The sequence below is a fragment of the Pseudomonas sp. Pmew2 genome, from assembly GCF_058129885.1.
The window spans coordinates 2,201,974-2,223,348 of the sequence record NZ_CM176702.1; the positions used below are offsets into that span (position 1 = coordinate 2,201,974).

22 protein-coding genes and 1 pseudogene are annotated in these 21,375 nt (G+C 57.8%); 17 read left to right on the plus strand and 6 right to left on the minus strand.

What is annotated here, in order from left to right; all coding sequences use genetic code 11:
• Window positions 1–15: 15 nt before the first annotated feature.
• Together AC4ANK_RS10075 and AC4ANK_RS10080 are read right to left on the minus strand one after the other, a co-directional pair.
• Complete coding sequence (locus AC4ANK_RS10075; RefSeq protein ID WP_002552841.1) at window positions 16–819, minus strand: hypothetical protein; 804 nt, start codon at window positions 817–819, stop codon at window positions 16–18.
• 101 nt (window positions 820–920) lie between these two features.
• Window positions 921–1,949 (minus strand): alpha/beta hydrolase, encoded by a 1,029-nt coding sequence (locus tag AC4ANK_RS10080; protein WP_460383041.1) that lies wholly within the window; start codon window positions 1,947–1,949, stop codon window positions 921–923.
• Between the two features lie 141 nt (window positions 1,950–2,090).
• On the opposite strand from AC4ANK_RS10080, the gene aroC reads away from it, so the two are divergent.
• From aroC to AC4ANK_RS10110, 6 genes and pseudogenes are all read left to right on the plus strand, one after another.
• Window positions 2,091–3,182, plus strand: coding sequence for a chorismate synthase (gene aroC / locus AC4ANK_RS10085; RefSeq protein WP_002552843.1), 1,092 nt, complete (start codon window positions 2,091–2,093; stop codon window positions 3,180–3,182).
• A 30-nt stretch (window positions 3,183–3,212) separates the two neighbouring features.
• On the plus strand, window positions 3,213–4,376 hold the full coding sequence (locus AC4ANK_RS10090) for an MFS transporter (protein WP_002552844.1): 1,164 nt from the start codon (window positions 3,213–3,215) through the stop codon (window positions 4,374–4,376).
• Window positions 4,373–4,987 (plus strand): methylthioribulose 1-phosphate dehydratase, encoded by a 615-nt coding sequence (locus AC4ANK_RS10095; RefSeq protein ID WP_002552845.1) that lies wholly within the window; start codon window positions 4,373–4,375, stop codon window positions 4,985–4,987. The genes AC4ANK_RS10090 and AC4ANK_RS10095 overlap by 4 nt, the downstream gene beginning before the upstream one ends.
• Window positions 4,988–5,069: 82 nt before the next feature.
• Complete coding sequence (locus tag AC4ANK_RS10100) at window positions 5,070–5,615, plus strand: 1,2-dihydroxy-3-keto-5-methylthiopentene dioxygenase (protein ID WP_460383038.1); 546 nt, start codon at window positions 5,070–5,072, stop codon at window positions 5,613–5,615.
• Window positions 5,616–5,631: 16 nt separating this feature from the next.
• Complete coding sequence (gene mtnC / locus AC4ANK_RS10105; protein WP_460383036.1) at window positions 5,632–6,315, plus strand: acireductone synthase; 684 nt, start codon at window positions 5,632–5,634, stop codon at window positions 6,313–6,315.
• 258 nt (window positions 6,316–6,573) lie between these two features.
• A pseudogene (locus tag AC4ANK_RS10110) lies at window positions 6,574–7,297 on the plus strand (response regulator transcription factor).
• Between the two features lie 109 nt (window positions 7,298–7,406).
• Here the strand turns inward: AC4ANK_RS10110 and AC4ANK_RS10115 are convergent.
• A complete protein-coding gene (locus tag AC4ANK_RS10115) occupies window positions 7,407–7,685 on the minus strand; it encodes a DUF3509 domain-containing protein (protein ID WP_002552849.1) in 279 nt (92 codons plus the stop codon).
• Window positions 7,686–8,032: 347 nt separating this feature from the next.
• Between AC4ANK_RS10115 and AC4ANK_RS10120 the strand changes: the two genes are divergently transcribed.
• Both AC4ANK_RS10120 and AC4ANK_RS10125 read left to right on the plus strand, forming a co-directional pair.
• A complete protein-coding gene (locus tag AC4ANK_RS10120) occupies window positions 8,033–8,578 on the plus strand; it encodes an ankyrin repeat domain-containing protein (RefSeq protein WP_002552850.1) in 546 nt (181 codons plus the stop codon).
• 95 nt (window positions 8,579–8,673) lie between these two features.
• The gene (locus AC4ANK_RS10125; RefSeq protein ID WP_002552851.1) at window positions 8,674–9,192 is read left to right on the plus strand and encodes a hypothetical protein; all 519 of its coding nucleotides are present in this window, start codon (window positions 8,674–8,676) and stop codon (window positions 9,190–9,192) included.
• Here AC4ANK_RS10125 and AC4ANK_RS10130 read toward each other — a convergent pair.
• Window positions 9,189–10,115, minus strand: coding sequence for a ZIP family metal transporter (locus tag AC4ANK_RS10130; protein ID WP_002552852.1), 927 nt, complete (start codon window positions 10,113–10,115; stop codon window positions 9,189–9,191). The two genes, AC4ANK_RS10125 and AC4ANK_RS10130, sit on opposite strands and share 4 nt — an antisense overlap.
• A gap of 152 nt (window positions 10,116–10,267) precedes the next feature.
• Between AC4ANK_RS10130 and AC4ANK_RS10135 the strand changes: the two genes are divergently transcribed.
• The 8 genes from AC4ANK_RS10135 to AC4ANK_RS10170 all read left to right on the plus strand — a co-directional run bounded on the left by AC4ANK_RS10135 (window position 10,268) and on the right by AC4ANK_RS10170 (window position 18,536).
• Window positions 10,268–10,459 carry a PLDc N-terminal domain-containing protein gene (locus AC4ANK_RS10135; protein WP_002552853.1) on the plus strand — a complete coding sequence of 64 codons (192 nt, stop codon included), beginning with the start codon at window positions 10,268–10,270 and terminating at the stop codon, window positions 10,457–10,459.
• A 189-nt stretch (window positions 10,460–10,648) separates the two neighbouring features.
• Complete coding sequence (speE, locus tag AC4ANK_RS10140; protein WP_002552854.1) at window positions 10,649–11,509, plus strand: polyamine aminopropyltransferase; 861 nt, start codon at window positions 10,649–10,651, stop codon at window positions 11,507–11,509.
• A gap of 262 nt (window positions 11,510–11,771) precedes the next feature.
• Window positions 11,772–13,859: an LTA synthase family protein gene (locus AC4ANK_RS10145; protein WP_002552855.1), complete on the plus strand. Its 2,088-nt coding sequence runs from the start codon at window positions 11,772–11,774 to the stop codon at window positions 13,857–13,859.
• Window positions 13,860–14,051: 192 nt separating this feature from the next.
• A complete protein-coding gene (locus AC4ANK_RS10150; RefSeq protein WP_002552856.1) occupies window positions 14,052–14,288 on the plus strand; it encodes a hypothetical protein in 237 nt (78 codons plus the stop codon).
• A 248-nt stretch (window positions 14,289–14,536) separates the two neighbouring features.
• Complete coding sequence (locus AC4ANK_RS10155; protein WP_002552857.1) at window positions 14,537–14,878, plus strand: ribonuclease E inhibitor RraB; 342 nt, start codon at window positions 14,537–14,539, stop codon at window positions 14,876–14,878.
• A gap of 461 nt (window positions 14,879–15,339) precedes the next feature.
• Window positions 15,340–16,737 carry a circularly permuted type 2 ATP-grasp protein gene (locus AC4ANK_RS10160; protein WP_460383031.1) on the plus strand — a complete coding sequence of 466 codons (1,398 nt, stop codon included), beginning with the start codon at window positions 15,340–15,342 and terminating at the stop codon, window positions 16,735–16,737.
• A 12-nt stretch (window positions 16,738–16,749) separates the two neighbouring features.
• Window positions 16,750–17,709, plus strand: coding sequence for an alpha-E domain-containing protein (locus AC4ANK_RS10165; RefSeq protein ID WP_002552859.1), 960 nt, complete (start codon window positions 16,750–16,752; stop codon window positions 17,707–17,709).
• Complete coding sequence (locus tag AC4ANK_RS10170; protein ID WP_460383029.1) at window positions 17,706–18,536, plus strand: transglutaminase family protein; 831 nt, start codon at window positions 17,706–17,708, stop codon at window positions 18,534–18,536. Before AC4ANK_RS10165 ends, AC4ANK_RS10170 begins: the two co-directional genes overlap by 4 nt.
• Before the next feature lie 59 nt (window positions 18,537–18,595).
• Here the strand turns inward: AC4ANK_RS10170 and AC4ANK_RS10175 are convergent, their stop codons facing one another.
• Window positions 18,596–18,967 carry a rhodanese-like domain-containing protein gene (locus AC4ANK_RS10175; protein ID WP_460383027.1) on the minus strand — a complete coding sequence of 124 codons (372 nt, stop codon included), beginning with the start codon at window positions 18,965–18,967 and terminating at the stop codon, window positions 18,596–18,598.
• Between the two features lie 608 nt (window positions 18,968–19,575).
• On the opposite strand from AC4ANK_RS10175, the gene AC4ANK_RS10180 reads away from it, so the two are divergent.
• Window positions 19,576–20,304 (plus strand): amidotransferase, encoded by a 729-nt coding sequence (locus tag AC4ANK_RS10180; protein ID WP_002552862.1) that lies wholly within the window; start codon window positions 19,576–19,578, stop codon window positions 20,302–20,304.
• A gap of 40 nt (window positions 20,305–20,344) precedes the next feature.
• Here AC4ANK_RS10180 and AC4ANK_RS10185 read toward each other — a convergent pair whose 3' ends face one another.
• Window positions 20,345–21,316, minus strand: coding sequence for a magnesium and cobalt transport protein CorA (locus AC4ANK_RS10185; RefSeq protein ID WP_002552863.1), 972 nt, complete (start codon window positions 21,314–21,316; stop codon window positions 20,345–20,347).
• Window positions 21,317–21,375 lie beyond the last annotated feature (59 nt).

A 21,375-nucleotide genomic window follows, 5' to 3' on the forward strand; every position in this document is an offset into this window, starting at 1 on the left:
AGATCAGCTCCTTTTTTATCGGTGGGTCGCGATCCAGATCAACAGTCCCGCCTGAAACACTGCGAAGGTCACCAGGCAGGCAATCGTGAAGCGCAGACCGGCGTCCTCGCGCTTGTACTTGCCGACCCGGTCCTCGTGCTGGCGAATGGTCACTTCCTGTTCGATCAGGTTCTTCTCGGCCTTTTCCAGCATTTGCGAGGCTTCGAGAATTTCGATGATCTGCACCTTGTCGTTGTTCCAGGTGCTGTGCAGGTTGCCGACGTGTACGTCCTTGATGGTGCCTTTCATGTGCTGGGCATCGGCGTACGCTACTTCAAAACCCAAGGTGCGCAGAAAGTGGTCACGACGCAGGCGTGTGTCTTCGTTCAGGCCGTCCTTGCTCGCCAGCGCTACGCCTTCAATCTTGTAGGATGACCATCTTTTCTGCGCCCAATGCACGGCATGGGCGATCATGAAACGACCGATGCCGCGGTTCCACGGCTCAATCTGCAAGCCTGATTCGGGACCGAAGCGCACAGTGCGCTTTTCGTGATCGGCCCAGACATCCAGATTGTTCTGCTCCTTGCGGACCCGTTGGCCTGGCAGCTGCACATTGATGCGCAGCAGGCTCAATTCCTTGCTGTGCCGCTCGGCACGACCAAACTGCACAAAACGCAAGGGCCGTCCGCCGGTGGCGCGGTCGGTAGGCTGTGGTGCCAGACGCAACATCTGAAAGTTCTCGGGCAGAACGTCTTCCCACGGCTGCGGCGATGCCTGAACCTCGGCTTCTACGCTTTCGGGTGCTGCAGTGGTTTCAGTCATGATATTCGCGTCAGTCATAATGGTGTCCTTTCCTGGGCCTTGCACCGGGATACTTGCAACGGAACAAAAAGCCAGCAAACCGCTATCGGCCAGATGTCCGAAGACTGAAGGGCTTGCAATTATCTGACGTCAGATTTTTTTCCTGGTTGGGGCAGGGCCTTGATGAAGGCCAGGATCCGCTTGGTCACTTCACTGGCCAGCGGCTGGGTCGGGTTGCGGTAGGACAACAACTGCTGCTGTAAGTCGTCTGGCACGATACGCAGCACATGATTCATTCCGTCGATCAGGGCCAGTTCGGCATCCGGTCTGGCTTTTTGCAGCAGCAGGGCATCGCCCACGCCCACCTGAATGTCGTTACGCCCCTGAACGATGAGCGCCGGAATGTGCACTGCAGCGAAGGCTGCGGCGGGGTCCTGGCGAAACAGCGAGATCAGATACGGCTGGACACTGGGGCGAAATACCACTTCCAGCTCGGCGGGCACGTTGTCGTCGGTCTTGCCCGCCTTCAGTTCATCGAGCAACTGATTGCTGCGTTGCAGAAGATCTGGTGGCAAGCGCTCCTGAAATTGTTCGCGCAGCACCTGATCGACAGGCCGTCCGGTGCCTGCCACGGAAATCAGCGCTGCTGCACCCACTTTTTCAGCCGCCAGCGTCGCCACCAGCGCACCCTCGCTGTGGCCCAGAAGAATCAGCTGGCCAAGGCGCGGGTTGGCTTTGAGCGCTCTGGCCCAGAGTTGAACATCGGCCACGTAGCGCTCGACGCTCAGATTGCGTTCATCCGGCGTGACTGCCTTGCTGGCTGCGACGCCGCGTTTGTCGTAGCGCACGCTGGCGATATTGTTTTTAGCCAGAACCACCGCCAGGCGTTTCATGCTGTCGTTGCGTCCACCCTCAGGGTTGTTGCCGTCGCGGTCGGTGGGGCCGGAACCGGCGATGATCAGCACCACCGGGACCGGTTTGTCCGAACGGGGCATCAGCAGAGTGCCGTACAGTTTGCCGTTTTCGGTATCCACCGTGATCGGCCGCTGCACCACGCTGGGCGCCGCAGCACTGGCTGTTCCGGCGATTAGGCTCAGGGTCAATGTTATTGGCAGGGCCAGCCGACGCAGCGCGTTTGGTACTCGAAGCAGGGAATTACCGGATAACATCGCAAGGCCATCATGGGGAGAGTCTCGCTTGGACGCGCGGCGTGACAGAAGGTTCGAGGATGAACTGAACCGCGAGCCTGCGTATACTGGCGCGCTTGGTTTAACGATCTGGTTTTTTGGCTGATTTTTCGGAGCGCCCGCATGTCCGGCAACACTTTCGGCAAGCTGTTCACTGTCACCACCGCCGGCGAAAGCCACGGCCCGGCGCTGGTCGCTATCGTCGACGGCTGCCCGCCGGGGCTGGAGCTGGACCTGCAAGACCTGCAGCGTGATCTGGACCGGCGCAAGCCAGGCACCAGCCGTCATACCACGCAACGTCAGGAGGCCGATGAGGTCGAGATCCTCTCCGGCGTCTTCGAGGGTAAAACCACAGGTGCCTCCATAGGCCTGCTGATCCGCAACACAGACCAGAAGTCCAAGGACTATTCGGCTATCAAGGACCTGTTCCGTCCGGCTCATGCCGATTACACCTACCACCACAAGTACGGTATTCGCGATTACCGCGGCGGCGGCCGCAGTTCGGCACGGGAAACCGCCATGCGCGTGGCAGCGGGGGCGATTGCCAAGAAATACCTGGCAACCCAGGGCATCGTCATTCGCGGCTACATGAGCCAGCTGGGCCCGATCCAGATCCCGTTCAAGACCTGGGATTCGGTAGAAGACAACGCGTTTTTCTGCCCCGACCCTGACAAGGTGCCGGAGCTGGAAGCCTACATGGACCAGCTGCGACGTGATCAGGACTCGGTCGGTGCGAAAATCACCGTGGTGGCCGAAGGCGTAATGCCCGGCCTCGGCGAGCCGATCTTTGATCGTCTGGATGCCGAGCTGGCACACGCGCTGATGAGCATCAATGCGGTCAAGGGCGTGGAGATCGGTGCCGGTTTCGACTGCGTTGCACAACGCGGCACCGAGCACCGTGACGAGATGACCCCACTGGGTTTCCTGTCCAATCAGGCGGGCGGCATTCTCGGCGGCATTTCCTCCGGCCAGCCGATCATTGCGCATCTGGCGCTCAAGCCAACCTCCAGCATCACCACGCCGGGGCGCTCGATCGATACCGATGGCAATGCGGCCGACGTCATTACCAAAGGCCGGCACGACCCGTGTGTCGGCATTCGCGCCACACCGATTGCCGAGGCGATGATGGCCATCGTGTTGCTCGATCATCTGCTGCGTCATCGCGGTCAGAACGCCGATGTCAGCGTCAACACACCTGTGCTGGGACAGTTGTAATGCGCGCTGTCACGGTCGCGGACTGCTAGCGTGACGCAAACATCCGGCGGACAGCTTCCTTACTGGCGGCTGTCCGGGTTCTACGTGTGCTATTTCGCCTTGCTCGGCCTGTCTGCGCCGTTCATGGCCCTTTATCTTCATCACTTGGGTTTTTCCAGCTCACGCATAGGCGAACTGATCGCCATCCCTATGCTGATGCGCTGCGTTGCGCCCAATCTCTGGGGGTGGCTGGGTGATCACACCGGTTGGCGTCTGAACATTGTGCGGTCTGGTGCCATCTGCACGTTGTTGGCGTTTTCGCTGATTCTGGTCGAAAAAAGCTATGCCTGGCTGGCGATGGTCATGGCGCTCTATGCGTTCTTCTGGCATGCCATCCTGCCGCAGTTCGAAGTCATCACCCTCGCGCACCTGCAAGGCCAGACCTCGCGTTACAGTCAGATCCGACTGTGGGGCTCGATCGGTTTCATTCTGGCGGTCGTGGTGCTGGGACGGGTGTTCGAATGGTTCAGTCTGGATCTGTTTCCTTACATCGCGCTGGCGATCATGGCCGGTATCGTTGTCAGCAGCTGGTGGGTGCCGAATGCGCATTCCTCACCGTCGAGCCGTGAAACCGTGTCGGGCGGCTTTCTCAGGCAACTGGCGCGTCCTGGTGTCTTGGCGTTCTACCTCAGTGTCGCGCTGATGGTGCTCAGCCATGGGCCGTATTACACCTTTTTGACCCTGCACCTCGAAGCGCTCGGTTACAGCCGTGGCCTGATCGGCCTGCTATGGGCGGTCGGTGTGGTGGCTGAAGTGCTGATGTTCATGGTCATGAGCCGGATTCTGCAGCGTTTCTCCGTGCGCCAGGTACTGTTCGCCAGTTTTCTGCTGGCCGCATTGCGCTGGCTGCTGTTGGGGCTGTTTGCCGATCACCTGACCGCGCTGCTGATTGCTCAGGTGACGCACGCCGCCACGTTCGGCAGCTTTCACGCCGCCGCCATTCATTTCGTGCAAAGTAGCTTTGGCCCGCGTCAGCAAGGACAGGGGCAGGCACTGTATGCCGCGTGGTCCGGCGTGGGTGGCGCGCTGGGCGCTCTGTATTCCGGTTACAGCTGGAACGCGCTGGGGCCAGCCTGGACGTTTGCCATTGCCAGCCTTGTAGCCTTTGCCGCAGCCATCATGATTATCACACCCAAGAAAGAGGAAGGTGTATGAGCCGCGAACAACTTAGCGTGGAAATAATCGAGGCCGGGCGCTTCCTGTATGGCCGCGGCTGGTCGCCTGCCACCAGCAGCAATTACTCCGCGCGTCTTTCAGCCACCGAGGCGCTGCTGACCGTATCCGGCAGGCACAAGGGCCAGTTGGGTCCTGACGATGTGCTGGCTACCAATATGGCAGGCAACAGCCTGGAGCCCGGGAAAAAGCCGTCTGCTGAAACCTTGCTGCACACCCAGTTGTACAGCAGCAGGCCACAGGTCGGCGCGGTGCTGCACACCCACTCGGTGAATGCGACGGTGCTGTCGAGGCTGACTGCCGCCGATCATCTGGTGTTCGAGGATTACGAGCTGCAAAAGGCCTTTCATGGCGTGGTCACTCATCAGTCGCAGGTCGTGGTACCGATTTTCGACAACGATCAGGATATTGCCCGTCTCGCCGCAAAGGTGCAGCCTTGGCTGGACGCCCATCCCGAGTGCGCTGGTTACCTGATCCGCGGTCACGGTCTCTACACCTGGGGGGCGAAAATGAGCGACGCTTTGCGCCAGATCGAAGCGTTCGAGTTTCTTTTTGAATGCGAGCTTAAAATGCGCGCGGTATTGAACCGTTGAAAACGTCGTATTAAAACCAGCCTGTAAGCCTGACCGGCCTGTAAAAGCCGGAAGGTGGTGCCCTAAACCGAGGATTCATGCCATGAGCAGCCTGTCCGTTTATCACGTTTCAAGCCCTGACACGCCCAACAAGGTGCTGACCCATCTGGAAGATATTGCTTCGACGCTGGCCGAGCACGGTGTGGCGTTCGACCGTTGGGAGGCCGCGACGCCGATCACCCCCGGTGCCAGTCAGGAAGAGGTGATCAGCGCCTATCGCATCCAGATCGATAAGCTGATGACCGAGCGCGGTTATGTCACCGTGGACGTTATCAGTCTCAACAGCGATCATCCGCAAAAAGCCGAATTGCGCGCCAAATTTCTTGAAGAGCATCGGCATGGCGAGGACGAAGTGCGCTTTTTCGTAGCCGGGCGGGGCTTGTTCACATTGCACATCGACGACTACGTATACGCCGTGCTGTGCGAAAAGAACGACCTGATTTCCGTACCGGCCGGCACCCGGCACTGGTTCGATATGGGCGAAAACCCGCATTTCGTTGCCATCCGCCTGTTCAACAATCCGGAAGGCTGGGTGGCGAATTTTACCGGTGAAGACATTGCTGGCCGTTTTCCACGGCTGGAAGACTGACAGGAGCCCGATTCTGATGCCCATCAAAGCTATCCTCACGGATATTGAAGGCACCACCAGCGCAGTGAGTTTTGTTTTCGACGTGCTGTTTCCGTTTGCCAAAAAGCACCTGCCCGGGTTTGTTCGGCAAAACGCCGGGCAACCGGCAGTGGCGTCGCAGCTGCAAGCGGTACGCACCGAGGCCGGCGAGCCTGACGCCGATGTCGAGCGGGTTATTGCAATACTGCTGGAATGGATTGCCGAAGACCGCAAGGCCACGCCGCTGAAAGCGTTGCAGGGCATGGTCTGGGAGCAGGGCTATAACGCCGGACAGCTCAAGGGCCATGTTTGTCCGGATGCTGTCGATGCCTTGAAACACTGGCATCAACAGGGCTACAGGCTTTACGTTTATTCCTCGGGCTCAATTCAGGCTCAGCAATTGATTTTCGGCTGTTCCGAGGCGGGCGATCTGTCCGGTCTGTTCAGTGGTTACTTCGATACGACGTCCGGCCCCAAGCGCGAAGCGCAGTCCTACCGGACGATTGCGCAGGCAATCGAGTGTCCTGCCGAGAACATTCTGTTCCTCTCGGATATCGTCGAAGAGCTCGACGCAGCGCAGGCCGCTGGCATGATCACCTGCGGTCTGGCGCGTGACGGCGGGGTGCTTGCGGGTCACAGATATGTGAGCAGTTTCGCGCTCATCGACCCTGCTTCGTTCTAAACGACATCAGCCTGTCGTGCACGGCATTGCCCTGATGCCGCAGCATGCAAATCTGCCTGCCGCAAGGCTTGCACGCTATTTTCTGTAAGGAGCGTCCTGCTTTTGAGTGGGACGTTGCCTACCTGAAAGTGCGTTGAATCTGTTTGTTCTGCTCGTCATTCTTCAACGCGATTATTCGTGTAAGTTCTGCGCCCATCGCCCCCCTGAGTCACGGACAACACCTGTACCGATTCACGGGCGCATAAGGAGCGGCAGCGGATGTGCAGTGCCATTTAAAGAAAGCGCAAGCAGGGACTTATTGATACAGCAGATGGTGAGCACGATCAGCGAACTCGACGGCCAGACCGCCGTCGAGAATGCCCTCGAATGGCTAAGGCGCGAATGCAACAGTGAGCGGGCGATGTTCTATCAGTTCAAAGGGCCGGTGCTGCTGACGTTCATTACCTGCAATGTCGATGATGCCTGGGGCAAGGCTTACCGCCAGCGCGGGTTGATCACCCAGGATCCGGTCATCCGCTGTTATCGCAATCAGTTGGGATTTGTGAACTGGCAGGATGCATTCAGACAGTATCCGGTGTCAGCGTGTTACGAAGAAATCGTCGATACGTGCGAACTGCTTCCGGCCATTTCCTACGGCTACATGAACCATTGCCGTGGTGCCGACAGCGTGACGTCGGTTTGTACGCTGGGTGAAGTGGGGCGAGCGATCTCCGCTGAACAAAAATACCTCATGAGCAGTCTCATGCCGGTGCTGCACAGCGTTGCGCGGGGTTTGAAGTTCTGCTCTCGCGGTTTGACCCATCGGGAACTGGAGGTACTGCAGTGGGCCAGGGATGGAAAAACTGCCTGGGAGATCTCAATGATCCGCGACGTGTCGGAGTCGACGGTGAAGTATCACCTCAAGACCATCTATTCCAAGCTGGGTGTCGCCAATAGGGCGCAGGCGGTAGGCGAAGCGCTTTGCCGGGGTTTGATCAGGTAATCGACACCTGAAAACGCGGGCAAAAAAAAGCCGCGAGAACAAGGTGTAATCGCGGCAAACAAGGGATGAGAGCGTACAGCGGGTGCCGCCTGTCAAGGCGGCGGGAAAATCAACGGGTGTGGTAAGTCGGCAGGTCGAAGCGGTGCTGACTTTGCAGCATCGAAATAGCTGGCAACTCGCTGGCTTGTGCAGCCAGGTCGCGGCGGATAGCGCTGATTACCCATTCCAGTTGAACCGGAGTGTGCAACTGAGCATAAGACACGGAGCGACGGATCTGCTTGCCATCGTGAGTACGCAGTGACAACAGAACACCACCATCAGGACGTGGCTGGGTGGTAACGGTGTAGTCGGAGAATACGGAAGCGAATTTTTCTTGAATAAAAGTCATGTCTGGCGGCTCCATTGCTCATGGGATAATAAGCTTGGAAGTACTATTGCAGTGTCTGTGCCAGTCTTTGCACTTGAATTAAATCCTTTAAAATCAATGACTTGAAATATTCTCTATTTTAAGGCTTCGTGCATTTTGCATGAACACCCTTCGTGCGCCCTGCATTTTGCCGTTTCCTGCACGATGGATATTGGGCAGAAGGAGGATTGCATCGATTGCGGTGATCAGGAGCAGGCATTGCGCATCCGCATCGATGCTGATCGAACAGCTGGCGAGACTTGAGGTCAGTGTGTGTATCGACGCCGGGTCAACGCATGCCCGGAGTACCGTGCGCCAAGGAGTAGTTAATGACCGATACAGATATCAGCGCTTCGCAAACCATGACTGAAGACGAAGCCGCCGAGTTCGCCGAGCAGGTATTCGATGTGGCTCGCCAGGGAAATGCAGTCATGCTGGAGCGTCTGCTTGAAAAAGGCCTGCCCGCAGACCTGCGCAACCACAAGGGCGATACGCTGCTGATGCTGGCCAGCTACCACTGCCATGCGGATGCGGTCCGTGTGCTGCTGAACCACAAGGCTGACCCTGAAATTCGTAACGATAATGGCCAGAGCCCCATCGCTGGCGCAGCGTTCAAGGGTGATCTGGCAGTGGTCAGGCTGCTGGTCGAGGCCGGTGCCGACGTCGACGGCGCCTCTGCCGATGGTCGTACTGCGTTGATGATGGCGGCCATGTTCAATCGCAACGAGATAGTCGATTACCTGATCAGTCAGGGCGCGGACCCGCATGCCACTGATGCCAAGGGCATCACGGCACTGGGTGCCGCTCAGGCAATGGGTGCGACTGTCACCATTGATCAACTGATCAAACTGGGTGTGCAGCCGGCCCGGTCCTGATGCCGAGTGCCTTCAGGGCATGAACACATAGAGGCGCGATGGATTTACCGTTATCCTTCGCGCCTCTTTTTTTGCCCGTTATCAGGATCGCTCCCATGAAAGACTCACTGGTCGAATTAATCAGCAAAGTCAGCTCCGGCTGCATGGGCGACGACGAAATCGTGCGTATTGCCGATGAAGCCGCGCAGGCGTATGCCGACCCGCAGGCTTTTCTGACCGCCAACCCTGATATCAACTACGACGACACCTTTCCGATTCCACTGGGCGAATGGGTGGTGGTAGGCAGTCTGCCGGAAACCGTGCTGTTTCAGGCCGACAGCTATATGGACCTGTTCGAGCAGATCGTGCAGTCATTCGGCAAGGAAGTGACGTTCAACATCAAGCCAAAACAATTGGCCAAGGTCGAACCACTGGTAGCGCTCAACCGGATTCAGATTCAATTGAGCAGCATGAACAAGGACATGGGCGGCTATGTGCTGATGAACTTCAGCCAGCCGCTGGATGACGAACTGCAAGCGGTGCTGGTGTATGGCCGTGACGAGGCGCGGGTGCTTGAACTGGCAGCGTTGGCCGGCATCCATGCCGCACCCGCTCTGCAGGCATTGCGCGGTTAACCCAGCGCCGTATCGAGAAACATCATTACCGCGAAGCCGCCCATCAGGCCGAGCGTCGCCGAGGTCTGATGGCCGTTGCGGTGGGTTTCCGGGATGACTTCATGGGACACCACGAAGATCATCGCACCTGCCGCCAGCCCCATGCTGAGCGGGTAGGCTATGGTAAACCCGCTGGAAATACCCAGGCCCACCAGCGCGCCCAGCGGCTCCATGAGTCCTGAACCGATGGCCACCAGCATCGCCTTGAATGCCGACAGCCCGGTAGCACGCAGGGCCAGCGCAATGGCCAGGCCCTCAGGGATGTCCTGAATAGCAATGGCAGTAGTCAATGGCAGGCCGACATTCATGTCGCCGCTGGCGAAGCTCACACCTATCGCCATGCCCTCAGGCAAGTTATGCAGGGTGATCGCCAGTACGAACAGCCAGACCCGGCTGATTCGCTCTGAATGAGGACCCTGACGGCCCACGCTTTCATGCTCGTGCGGTGTGAACTTGTCCAGCCCAAGCATCAACAGCACACCCAGGCCCAGACCGGTCACTACCGTCGCAGCCGCCCAAGGGCCACTGTCGGTTATGCCCCGAGCGGCCTCCAGCCCGGGCAGTATCAGCGAGAACGAGCTGGCAGCCAGCATCATGCCGGCAGCAAAACCGAGCATGATGTCTTGAGCGCGTTGCGAAACGTTGCGCAGGGCGACCGCCATGACTGCACCCAGCGCCGTCGCCAGGAAGCCGGCCGTGCCGCCCAGCAGTGCATGATTGAAGTTGACCTGGCTAGTGCCATAGAAGGCGTTGTAAAGACTGATGCCGCCGAGGCCGACGACGATCAGCAGAGCAAGGGCGAAACCCAGGCTCACCAGCGGGCTGCCCTGAAGATGGTTGAACCATGTCGCCCAAGGCGTTCGGGGTTGTGCGGGCGTTGGCATGAAGACGGCTACCTGTGTGAGGGTGAAAGCGATAATGAATGAAATGCGAAGTCGACCCCCGTTGGGAGCCTGAGAATATAAGGTTGGTTCAACGGAACCCCCGAACGGCGCAACTATCCTAGGAAGGTAAGCATTCAATTAGGGGCAACACCATGGGTTCTAGTTTCAACGGCCTGGTCGGCTTGATCATTCTGGCGCTCGATATCTGGGCCATCATCAATGTCTTGAAAAGCGGCGCCGAGACCGGCAAGAAAATTCTCTGGGTATTGTTGATCGTGCTGTTGCCTGTTGTGGGCCTGATCATCTGGGCAATCCTCGGACCGCGTGGCAACGTGCGAATCTGATACGCCGCCAGGTTATCAACGAACGCTTGATTACCCTGAGTAATCAGGCGTTTTTCGTTCATGGGCCAAGGCATTTGCAAGCAAGACGCTGCACAGAGGTTCGACCTGTCATGTTCCTCGACGTAGAATGCGCGCCTTTGTTGTGGGCGGTCGGCCGTCCTGTCATCAGTACCCAGCGGGAGCTTACCCATGAGCGATTATCAGGAAACGTTGTACGAAGGCTACGGCCAGCGCTTTCGTATGGAAAAAATGCTGCACGAAGTGCGTACCGAACACCAGCATCTGGTGATCTTCCAGAACCCGCGCATGGGCCGCGTCATGGCGCTGGACGGCGTGATCCAGACCACCGAGGCGGATGAGTTCATCTATCACGAAATGCTCACTCACGTGCCGATTCTGGCCCACGGCGCTGCCAAACGTGTACTGATCATTGGCGGCGGCGATGGCGGCATGCTGCGCGAAGTCGCCAAGCACCTGACCGTCGAGCACATCACCATGGTCGAGATCGACGCCACGGTGGTCGAGATGTGCAAGGAGTTCCTGCCCAATCACTCCAGTGGCGCTTTTGACGATTCGCGCCTGAACCTGGTCATCGACGACGGCATGCGCTTTGTCGCGACGACCGAAGAGAAGTTCGACGTGATCATCTCCGACTCCACTGATCCTATCGGTCCGGGCGAAGTGCTGTTTTCGGAGAACTTTTATCAGGCCTGTCATCGCTGTCTGAACGAAGGCGGCATTCTGGTTACCCAGAACGGTACGCCCTTCATGCAACTGAGCGGTGTGCAGACCACTGCAGGACGCATGAATGGCCTGTTTGCCGATTGGCATTTCTATCAGGCCGCCATCCCGACCTACATCGGCGGTGCCATGACTTTTGCCTGGGGCGCCACTGACAATGGCTACCGCAAACTGCCACTGGAAACCCTGCGTCAGCGCTTCATGGGCAGCGGTATTGTTACGCGCTATTACAACCCGGAAGTTCACATTGGCGCATTCGCCTTGCCGCAGTACGTACTGCAGGCTGTGAGCAAGGCCAGCAACGACTGATCAATAGATCTGACGTTAGCGGCCGGGTCAGCCTTAACGCCGCCTGAGAGGCGTTGAAGCGCGCAACTGGCGACAGAAATTTCACACTTTCTGTCCCAGAATTGCGCGCGAAGCTGAACAGGCACGCGTATTCATGGGCCGCCCCGGCCCCTGGTGACCCGCAATCAAGTAATATCTGCGCCCTGTCGTACGCCGCCCGCCCTTGGTGAAGGGCGGTGCTGCACCCTGAACCTACCCCTGAATCCACCGGATCCTGACAACCATGGCTAAAACGGACGCCCAGATTCATCGGCAAGCCCGCCTGCTGAACCCGACTGTCAAATCGCATCTGGCTTACATCCTGCTCAGCGGTTTCGCTTTGATGGTGATGTACACGCTGTTGCGTATCGGTCTGCTGGTCTACAACCGCGAGATGATTGGCGACACGCCAGCCTCGACATTCCTTGAAGCACTGTTTAACGGCACGCGCTTCGACCTGCGCCTCACCATGTATCTGCTCATTCCGCTGGTGCTGTCGCTGTTCAGCGCCCGGGCCATGGCTGCACGCGGGTTTTTCCGGTTCTGGCTGACCCTGGTCGGCAGCATCACGCTGTTCTTCGGCTTGATGGAAATGGACTTCTACCGTGAGTTTCACCAGCGCCTGAACGGTCTGGTGTTTCAATATGTCAAGGAAGACCCCAAGACTGTCCTGAGCATGCTCTGGTATGGCTTTCCGGTGGTTCGCTACCTGCTCGCCTGGGCAATCGTGACTTGGCTGTTGAGCCTGGTATTCAAGGGCATCGACCGCCTGACGCGGCCACGCCTCGTAACGACGAAGGGCACCCAGACGGTCAGTACAGTTGCGCCGTGGTACATGCGTGTTGGCGTTTTCGTGCTGGTATTGCTGGTTATGGTGGTGTGCATCCGTGGCACCCTGCGCCAAGGCCCACCGCTGCGTTGGGGTGACGCTTACACTACCGACTCCAACTTCGCCAACCAGCTGGGCCTGAACGGCACACTGACCCTGATTACGGCGGCCAAGAGCCGTATGTCCGAAGATCGCGACAACATCTGGAAAGCCACGCTGCCACAGGCCGAGGCGCAGCAGACGGTGCGCGACATGCTGCTGACCTCGCATGACAAGCTGGTAGAACCTGATATTGCCGCTGTGCGTCGCGACTTCACACCGCCAGTAGAGAACACGTTGCCGATCCGCAACGTGGTCGTGATCCTGATGGAAAGCTTCGCCGGTCACTCGGTAGGGGCGCTGGGCAACGATGCCAACATCACGCCGTATTTCGACAAGCTGTCGAAAGAGGGGCTGTTGTTCGACCACTTCTTCTCCAACGGCACCCACACCCATCAGGGCATGTTCGCCACCATGGCGTGCTTCCCGAACCTGCCGGGTTTTGAGTACCTGATGCAGACGCCAGAGGGCAGCCATAAGCTGTCGGGCCTTCCGCAATTGCTGAGCGCGGGTCGCAACTACGATGACGTCTATGTCTATAACGGCAACTTCGCCTGGGACAACCAGTCGGGTTTCTTCAGCAACCAGGGCATGACCAACTTTGTCGGTCGCGAGGACTTCGTCAATCCGGTGTTCTCCGATCCGACCTGGGGCGTTTCCGACCAGGACATGTTCGACCGTGGCGCCCAGGAACTCAAAGCCCGTCAGGACGGCAAGCCGTTCTATGCGCTGCTGCAGACCCTGTCCAACCACACGCCGTATGCGTTGCCGGACCCGCTGCCGGTCGAGCGCGTGACCGGGCACGGCTCGCTGGATGAGCATTTGACCGCCATGCGTTATGCCGACTGGGCGCTGGGCCAGTTCTTCGAGAAGGCCAAAAAAGAGCCTTACTACAAGAACACCCTGTTCGTGGTGCTGGGCGACCACGGTTTCGGCAATGACAAGCAGTTGACTGAAATGGACCTGGGGCGTTTCAACGTGCCATTGCTACTGATCGGGCCTGGTGTACAAGAGAAATTCGGCCAGCGCAGCAGCATTGTCGGCACGCAGGTTGACGTCGTGCCAACCATCATGGGCCGTCTGGGTGGTCTGAACCGCAACCAGTGCTGGGGCCGCGATCTGCTGAACCTGCCGGAAGGCGACAAGGGTTTTGGCGTGATCAAGCCGTCGGGCAGTGAGCAGGTGGTCGCGATCATCAGCGGCAACCGCATTCTGATCGAGCCGACAGAAATGCCGGCCAAGCTGTTGACCTACACGCTCGGTGCCAAGCCGTCTGCCGAAGAAGTGCCTGATGCACCTGACACTCAGGAGCTCAAGCGCAAGCTGGAAAGCTTCCTGCAGACCGCCACCAAGAGCCTTCTGGACAACACGGCCGGTGTCGAGGCCAGCAAGAACCGTAACTGACCATGACTGACTTGTCCGGGTAACCGGCAAGTCGGATCAGCAGTACACAAAAGGCCCTCGGCATCCATTGCGAGGGCCTTTTGTTTTGCCCGTCATCGCGGGCTGTCCGGCGTAATTCGTTGGAACGAATGCGTGGGCCAAAAGGTCCTTATCACATAAGCCAGAGTGCCTGGCTTCGTTCTGGAGGCATTGATGAAACAGTGGGCCATTTCGTATCTGGACAAGGATGGTGTGCAGCAACTCCGTGAGGCTGGTTTTGACGAGCGTCCCAGTGAGGAGGAGGCCGCGCGTTTCCTGCGCAAGGACCTGTATCCAGTCACCGATGAGCTGGATCTCAATGATCTTGACGGGCGCACCGACGAGCCTACGGTTAAAACGCTTAAAGACCATAACAGTGTGCGGATCATTTCCATTACAGAAGTTGCCTGACCTGCGGTGATTCAAAAAGCTTTTCGTGGCAACCACTTGGCATCCTGCCCACGATGGGTCTACTCTGCAGATGAGGCTGTTCAAACGGCCTCTGACATCTCGATACCCGACCTGTGCCAAGCCTGGTCTGGTCAGCTACATGCTTGATTCCCCACGCCGGATTATCTGTCGTGCGGCGGCCCCCGATGATTCGGCGGTCGCTCTGGAAGAGTTGAAACTCTATCTATCGTTGCATAGGAGGACGTTTCATGAGCACAGCCTATCAAGAGGACATCAGCAGTAACGTACTGCGCCGCATGAAAGAAGGCGGTTTTGATTTTGCGCGAATCTATCCCATCGAGTTTTACGCCATCTTCCCGGATGAGGAGCGGGCACGGCAGGCTGCAGAGCAATTTCGCGGTGAATCCCTCAATACCCAGGTAAACGTACGTGATGACGGTAACTGGCACTTGCAGTTGAGCAAAGTGATGTATGCCACTTATGACGGTATCGGTGATTTCGAGCAGGACTTTCAGATGGTGATTTCGCCCATGGACGGTGAGGTTGAAGGTTGGGGTGTTACTCAGGAGATCAGAAGACTGCACGCTTGATGGCTTTTGATTGTCAGGCAACACATTACCGGCTGATTCGGGATACGTTCTGGATCGGCCGGTTCTGTTTTTGCTTCGCGCTCATAAACAGTGGTCAAAAAAAAGCCACTCAAATGAGTGGCGCAAAGGGAAGTCTGTTTAAAATCCGCACGCGTTCTTCGCCTGCTGGACAAAATAACGGTTAGCGCAAAAACGGCGTTTGGTGCCCTGTTTGCTCGGTTGCTGTGGAGTGTGGCGAACTAATGTTGTTGGCGGAAATCAACTCTGACTATGCTGATCATAGATTTCACGGTTGAATGACGCTTCCGAATGAAGCGCGAAATAATCGGCTTGGGCGTTTAGTGCACAGGAATGGTGCGTAGAACGTCGAGTGTTTACCTAACCTTTTGAAATCAAAGCGTTTATGCCGGTGGCACGGGCTTTGCGATGGTCTTGGTGTCCATGGTGACAAGGAGTACGGCATGATCCGCACCTTTTATGACGAGATGTACGATGCGGGCGGCGTAGTCCGTCCGCACTATCGGGAGTTCGCCCGCTGGCTGGGTGATACGCCTCCCGAGCTTTTGGCTCAACGCAGGCGCGAAGCCGATCTGCTGTTTCACCGTGCCGGGATCACGTTCACACTCTATGGTGATGAGCAGGGCACCGAGCGGCTTATCCCCTTCGATACCATCCCGCGCAGCATTCCCGCCAGCGAATGGCGTGTAGTCGAGCGTGGCTGTATCCAGCGCGTCAAGGCGCTGAACATGTTTCTGGCGGATCTTTATCACGACCAGCGGATTATCAAGGCCGGAATCATTCCTGCCGAACAGGTGCTGGCCAACGAGCAATATCAGTTGGCGATGCAGGGCCTGAACCTGCACCGCGATTTGTATTCGCACATTTCCGGCGTCGATCTGGTGCGCGACGGTGATGGCACGTATTACGTGCTGGAGGACAACCTGCGAACCCCGAGCGGCGTGAGCTACATGCTCGAAGACCGCAAGATGATGATGCGTTTGTTCCCCGAGCTGTTCTCGGCCCAGCGCATTGCACCGATCGATCACTATCCGAATCTGTTGCTCGACACGCTCAAGAGTTCCAGCCATCTGGACAACCCGAGTGTCGTGGTACTGACGTCCGGGCGTTTCAACAGCGCCTTTTTCGAGCATGCGTTTCTGGCTCGCGAGATGGGGGTCGAGCTGGTTGAAGGTGCCGATCTGTTTGTCCGCGACGACCGCGTGTTCATGCGTACCACCGACGGTCCCAAGGCTGTCGATGTTATCTACCGTCGGCTTGACGATGCATTCCTTGATCCGCTGGCGTTCAACCCTGATTCCATGCTGGGCGTTCCAGGACTTCTGGCCGCGTATCGCTCCGGCAATGTGGTTCTGGCCAATGCCATTGGTACCGGCGTTGCTGATGACAAGTCGGTTTACCCCTACGTCACCGACATGATTCGTTTCTATCTGGACGAAGAGCCAATTCTCAAGAACGTGCCGACCTGGCAGTGCCGCAAGCCGGAAGAGCTGTCACATGTGCTGGCCAACCTGGGCGATCTGGTCGTCAAGGAAACCCAGGGCTCCGGGGGCTACGGCATGCTGGTCGGCCCTGCAGCGACCGCCGCCGAGATCGAAGCCTTCCGGGCACGCCTCAAGGCCAAGCCGCATGCGTACATCGCCCAACCCACCTTGTGCCTGTCGACCTGTCCGACCTTCGTCGAAAATGGCATAGCCCCGCGACATATCGATCTGCGCCCCTTTGTTCAAACCCGCGTCGTACCTGGCGGGCTTACCCGAGTGGCCTTGCGTGAAGGCTCACTGGTGGTCAATTCGTCACAGGGTGGCGGAACCAAAGACACCTGGGTGGTCGAGGATTAAGGATGCCTGCCAATGTTAAGTAGAACTGCCTCTGATCTTTTCTGGATGTCGCGTTACCTGGAGCGAGAGGAGAACCTCGCCCGAATGCTGGACGTGAGCTATTCACTGTCGTTGATGCCTCAGGACGGGCGGGGCGACGGGCTGGATGAAATAGCCATGCCGTTGCTGATTACCGGAACGCTGGAAACCTACATCGAGCGTCATGGTGAACTGCATGCCGAGCGCATGCTGCATTTCTTCGCGCTGGACGCGACCAACCCGGCCAGCATCTACAGCTGCCTGGGCGCCGCAAGGGCCAGTGCGCATGCCGTGCGCGGGCGTATCACTGCCGACATGTGGGAGAACATCAACTCCACCTGGCTGGAAATTCGCGGCATTGCTCAACAGGGTTTGACCCGTTACGGCATGAGTCGCTTTTGCGAGTGGGTCAAGGAGCGTTCGCACCTGTTCCGTGGTGCGACCTACGGCACAATCATGCGTAACGATGCGTTCCGTTTCATTCGTCTGGGAACGTTCATCGAGCGCGCTGACAACACCATGCGCATGCTCGACGCCCGCTATGAGATGCTCGAACTGCGTGGGCCACAGGCCAACGCCGCGGCGGACAACTCGGCTGCCGGGTACTACCAGTGGAGCGCCTTGTTGCGCGCACTGTCCTCGTTCGAGGCTTACACTGAAGTCTATCGGGATGCGCCAGGCGCGCGTCAGGTTGCCGAACTGTTGCTGCTGCGTGCCGACATTCCGCGCTCGTTGCGCGCCTGTCTGGAAGAAATGGACGTCATTCTGGCCAGTCTGCCCGGCGTCAATGGCCGACCTGCGCAGCGCATGGCCGCCGAGATGGATGCAAGATTGCGCTACACCAGTATCGACGAGATTCTGGATGAGGGCCTGCATGAGTGGTTGAACGAATTCATTCCAATGCTGGCCCAACTGGGTGATGCCATTCACACTTCGTACCTGGAGGCTGCATGAGACTTTCGATAAGCCATGAGACCACCTATCACTACGATGACCAGGTGCGCTCGAGTATCCAGTATCTGCGCCTGACGCCTCACGACAGTGAGCGCCAGCAAGTGCTTAGCTGGCAATTGACGTTGCCGCGCTCTGTGCGCGCGCAGATTGATCCTTTCGGCAATATCCTGCATGTCCTGAGCCTGGAAGAGCCGCACGAGGCGATCATCATCGGCGCGCGCGGGCAGGTGGAAATCGACGAAACCCGTGAGGCCGAGCACGAAAGCCAGTCAGCGTTGCCTTTTTTGCGCGTTACCCGGCTGACCGAGCCTGACGAAGCGATTCGCAGTTTCGCAGCCAGGGAATGTCGCAAGCGCGCTGACCGTAGCGCATTGATCGACCTGATGCAGGCGCTCAACCAGCACATGACTTACACGCAGGGTGCGACCGAAGTCGACACCAGTGCCGCCCAAGCCTTCGCCGGACGCTCGGGGGTCTGTCAGGACCATACCCACGCCTTCCTGGCCTGCGCCCGCAGTCTTGGGGTGCCGGCACGTTATGTGTCCGGTTATCTGTGCAGCGAAGACAGCGAACATTTGTCCAGTCACGCCTGGGCCGAAGCCTGGATAGACGACGCCTGGTACAGCTTCGATGTCACTAACCAGCTGGCCATTCCCGAACGTCATTTGAAGCTGGCGGTAGGGCTGGACTATCTGGATGCTTGTCCGGTGCGCGGCATGCGCCGGGGTGGCGGGTCTGAACAGATGCACGCCAAGGTCGTGGTTTCACCCATGACCGGTACGCCAAAAGTGAAAACCCGTGTGCAGGTCCAGGCGCAGCATCAGTAGCGCGTAAGCACTGACCTGCGCATCACTGAAATGGCCGGAATTCAAACTCCGGCCATTGCTTATTCGGCAGGGTCGTCGGTGGTGCTGTAGAGCGCGTTGTGCAGCTCTTCGTAATTACCGCCATTGATGACGCTGAAATAGTCCGCTGCCCTGAGTTTTTCCTGAGCCTTGTCGGCTTTGCTGTCAGTGCTGCTGAAAATGACGAACACCGCATTGCGGTCGTTGAGCACCTGTTTCATCTGATTGACCAGCCGCCGGTCATCGACCCGTACCGCATTCAATACCGTGCCCGCGTCATAGTCGGTCTGGCTGCGTACATCCATCGCCAGTTTGCCTTCCTTGAGCGCAGCCACCGCTGCAGCCTGATCTACCATGCCCGCGTGGGCTGCGAAGCTGCTGACAAGTGCAAAAACCGCAATCCATTGGCGCATAGGCGCGTCTCCTTCAGTCGAGTGGAAAGAGTGGCACAGTTACACACTGACCGAAAGCGTGTCAGATCAGCCGAACAACCTGTTCAGGTTAGGCACGATCAATAACAGCGCAGTGGTAAAGAGGATTAATCCCGCCTGACGTACTTTGGAGTGTTTGAACTTGAACATGGCTGACCGCCTTTTGTTGTTATTCCTGAGCGACAGAAGCAGGTCTATTCCGCAACGCGGAGAGTCGACCGCTGGCATGGGTGCGCATTGAACAGGTGGACCCGGTCATTTGACCGCTGGCCCGAGCGCTGAAAGGATTTTGCGCGCCTCCTGTTACAGATTTAACAATAGAGCCGAGGTGCCCCACGCCTTAGAACGGTTGGGAATTTAAACGTCTACTTATCCAACTTAACGTTATCAATCAACTGTTCGCCAGAGGCTCAGGCCTTTGCTAGACGCTTCATTCACATCGGTCAGCTTTGCACCGTTCGTCCGGGTCAGACTTTTCCTACGCGCATTAAACCTCCGACAAGGCGCGGGGTGCTGCTTGATTTGCCGATGCCTTCAAGGCAGGCTCTGCCCGTGCGCTATTGCCTCATCATTGTTTCAGGGCCTCTTTTATGTCTTTACGCATCTGTATTCTGGAAACCGACAACCTGCGACCGGAACTGGTCGAGCAATATCAGGGGTACGGGCGGATGTTCGAATTGCTCTTCGCTCGCCAGCCAATCGCTGCAGAGCTGACGGTTTACAACGTGGTGCAAGGGGACTATCCACCTGCAGACGAGCAGTTCGATGCTTATCTGGTGACCGGCAGCAAGGCAGACTCGTTTGGCACCGATCCCTGGATTCAGACCTTGAAGGTTTATCTGCTGGAGCTGTATCAGCGCGGCGAAAAACTGCTGGGTATCTGCTTTGGTCACCAGTTGCTGGCCTTGCTCCTGGGCGGCAGGACCGAGCGTGCCGTGCAGGGTTGGGGTGTCGGTATTCATCACTATCAATTGGCACCCGCCAGACCGTGGATGACGCCAGCAATGGACAAGCTCACGTTGCTGATCAGCCATCAGGATCAGGTGACCGCGCTGCCCGAGAACGCAACGGTGCTTGCATCCAGCGAGTTCTGTCCATTTGCGGCCTACCATATCAATGATCAGGTGCTGTGTTTCCAGGGCCATCCCGAGTTCATTCACGAGTTTTCCCGGACCTTGCTTGATCTTCGTCAGGAAGCGCTGGGCGAACAGGTTTACCAACAGGGTGTTGCCAGCCTGGATCACGACCATCATGGGGCGACGGTGGCAGAATGGATGATGCGCTTTGTGGCGCACAAGCCGGAAAAACAGTCTGTCTGATCCGGCGCATGGCTGTTTGAACGGGAATGCAGTGGCGGTGCTATAGCCAGCCAGAGCGCTTGAAGCTGGCAAACAGCGCCGTACACCCGCCCAGAATGACGCCCAGCACGATGAAGTAGCCGTATTCCCACTTGAGCTCCGGCATGTTCTCGAAGTTCATGCCGTAGATGCCGGCAATTGCGGTTGGAAAGGCCAGAATCGCTGCCCAGCCAGCAAACTTGCGCTGCACGATGCTTTGCCTCGAGGACTCCAGCAACAGGCCGATTTCGATTGTCTGGCTGGCGATGTCACACAGGTTGCCCAGGTCTTCCATTTGCCGTTTGACATGAATTTCCACGTCGCGAAAGTAGGGGCGCATGTTCTTGTCGATGAACGGGAAATTGAGTCTCTGCAGTTCTTCACCCACTTCCACCATCGGCGCTACATAACGGCGCATGCGCAAAAGATCACGGCGCAGTGCATGAATGTGCTGGATGTCGGATTCGCGCAACGAGCCGCCGATGACACTTTGCTCCAACAGTTCAAGTTCGGCATGGATGGCTTCGGTCACCGGTTGATAGTTCTCGGTGACGAAGTCCAGGAGGGCGTAGAGCACGAAGTCTTCGCCGTGCTCCAGCAGCAGTGGTCTGGCCTCGCAGCGCTGACGCACCAGCCCGTAGGACTTGGAATGGCCGTTGCGCGAGGTGATGACATAGCCCTTGCCCGCGAAGATATGGGTTTCGATGAACAGCAGCTTGCCGTTTTCGCGTACCGGCGCGTAGGTCACGATAAACAGCGCATCGCCAAAGGTTTCCAGCTTTGGACGGCTGTGAACCTCCATGGCATCTTCAAGGGCCAGTTCATGCAGGTTGAACTGTTCTTTGAGGCTGGTCAGTTCCTCATTACTGGGCTGCTCCAGGCCGATCCAGACGAAATGATCGGGTTTGGCGGCCCAGGCGGCGCCCTCATCAAGGGTTATATCGCGGACTTTTTTGCCTTTGCTGTATACCGCTGCTGCAACAACTCGACCCATGGCGCTATCGCTTCTTCAATATGTCAGTGGCGCAAAAAACATGCGCGGTAGCTGATCAG

Excerpts from the sequence above, each read along its gene's own strand:
- AC4ANK_RS10075 (WP_002552841.1), bottom strand. The coding sequence starts at position 819 with ATGACTGACGCGAATATCATGACTGAAACCACTGCAGCACCCGAAAGC.
- AC4ANK_RS10080 (WP_460383041.1), bottom strand. The coding sequence starts at position 1,949 with ATGTTATCCGGTAATTCCCTGCTTCGAGTACCAAACGCGCTGCGTCGG.
- aroC (WP_002552843.1), top strand. The coding sequence starts at position 2,091 with ATGTCCGGCAACACTTTCGGCAAGCTGTTCACTGTCACCACCGCCGGC.
- AC4ANK_RS10095 (WP_002552845.1), top strand. The coding sequence starts at position 4,373 with ATGAGCCGCGAACAACTTAGCGTGGAAATAATCGAGGCCGGGCGCTTC.
- AC4ANK_RS10100 (WP_460383038.1), top strand. The coding sequence starts at position 5,070 with ATGAGCAGCCTGTCCGTTTATCACGTTTCAAGCCCTGACACGCCCAAC.
- mtnC (WP_460383036.1), top strand. The coding sequence starts at position 5,632 with ATGCCCATCAAAGCTATCCTCACGGATATTGAAGGCACCACCAGCGCA.
- AC4ANK_RS10115 (WP_002552849.1), bottom strand. The coding sequence starts at position 7,685 with ATGACTTTTATTCAAGAAAAATTCGCTTCCGTATTCTCCGACTACACC.
- AC4ANK_RS10120 (WP_002552850.1), top strand. The coding sequence starts at position 8,033 with ATGACCGATACAGATATCAGCGCTTCGCAAACCATGACTGAAGACGAA.
- AC4ANK_RS10125 (WP_002552851.1), top strand. The coding sequence starts at position 8,674 with ATGAAAGACTCACTGGTCGAATTAATCAGCAAAGTCAGCTCCGGCTGC.
- AC4ANK_RS10130 (WP_002552852.1), bottom strand. The coding sequence starts at position 10,115 with ATGCCAACGCCCGCACAACCCCGAACGCCTTGGGCGACATGGTTCAAC.
- AC4ANK_RS10135 (WP_002552853.1), top strand. The coding sequence starts at position 10,268 with ATGGGTTCTAGTTTCAACGGCCTGGTCGGCTTGATCATTCTGGCGCTC.
- speE (WP_002552854.1), top strand. The coding sequence starts at position 10,649 with ATGAGCGATTATCAGGAAACGTTGTACGAAGGCTACGGCCAGCGCTTT.
- AC4ANK_RS10145 (WP_002552855.1), top strand. The coding sequence starts at position 11,772 with ATGGCTAAAACGGACGCCCAGATTCATCGGCAAGCCCGCCTGCTGAAC.
- AC4ANK_RS10150 (WP_002552856.1), top strand. The coding sequence starts at position 14,052 with ATGAAACAGTGGGCCATTTCGTATCTGGACAAGGATGGTGTGCAGCAA.
- AC4ANK_RS10155 (WP_002552857.1), top strand. The coding sequence starts at position 14,537 with ATGAGCACAGCCTATCAAGAGGACATCAGCAGTAACGTACTGCGCCGC.
- AC4ANK_RS10160 (WP_460383031.1), top strand. The coding sequence starts at position 15,340 with ATGATCCGCACCTTTTATGACGAGATGTACGATGCGGGCGGCGTAGTC.
- AC4ANK_RS10165 (WP_002552859.1), top strand. The coding sequence starts at position 16,750 with ATGTTAAGTAGAACTGCCTCTGATCTTTTCTGGATGTCGCGTTACCTG.
- AC4ANK_RS10170 (WP_460383029.1), top strand. The coding sequence starts at position 17,706 with ATGAGACTTTCGATAAGCCATGAGACCACCTATCACTACGATGACCAG.
- AC4ANK_RS10175 (WP_460383027.1), bottom strand. The coding sequence starts at position 18,967 with ATGCGCCAATGGATTGCGGTTTTTGCACTTGTCAGCAGCTTCGCAGCC.
- AC4ANK_RS10180 (WP_002552862.1), top strand. The coding sequence starts at position 19,576 with ATGTCTTTACGCATCTGTATTCTGGAAACCGACAACCTGCGACCGGAA.
- AC4ANK_RS10185 (WP_002552863.1), bottom strand. The coding sequence starts at position 21,316 with ATGGGTCGAGTTGTTGCAGCAGCGGTATACAGCAAAGGCAAAAAAGTC.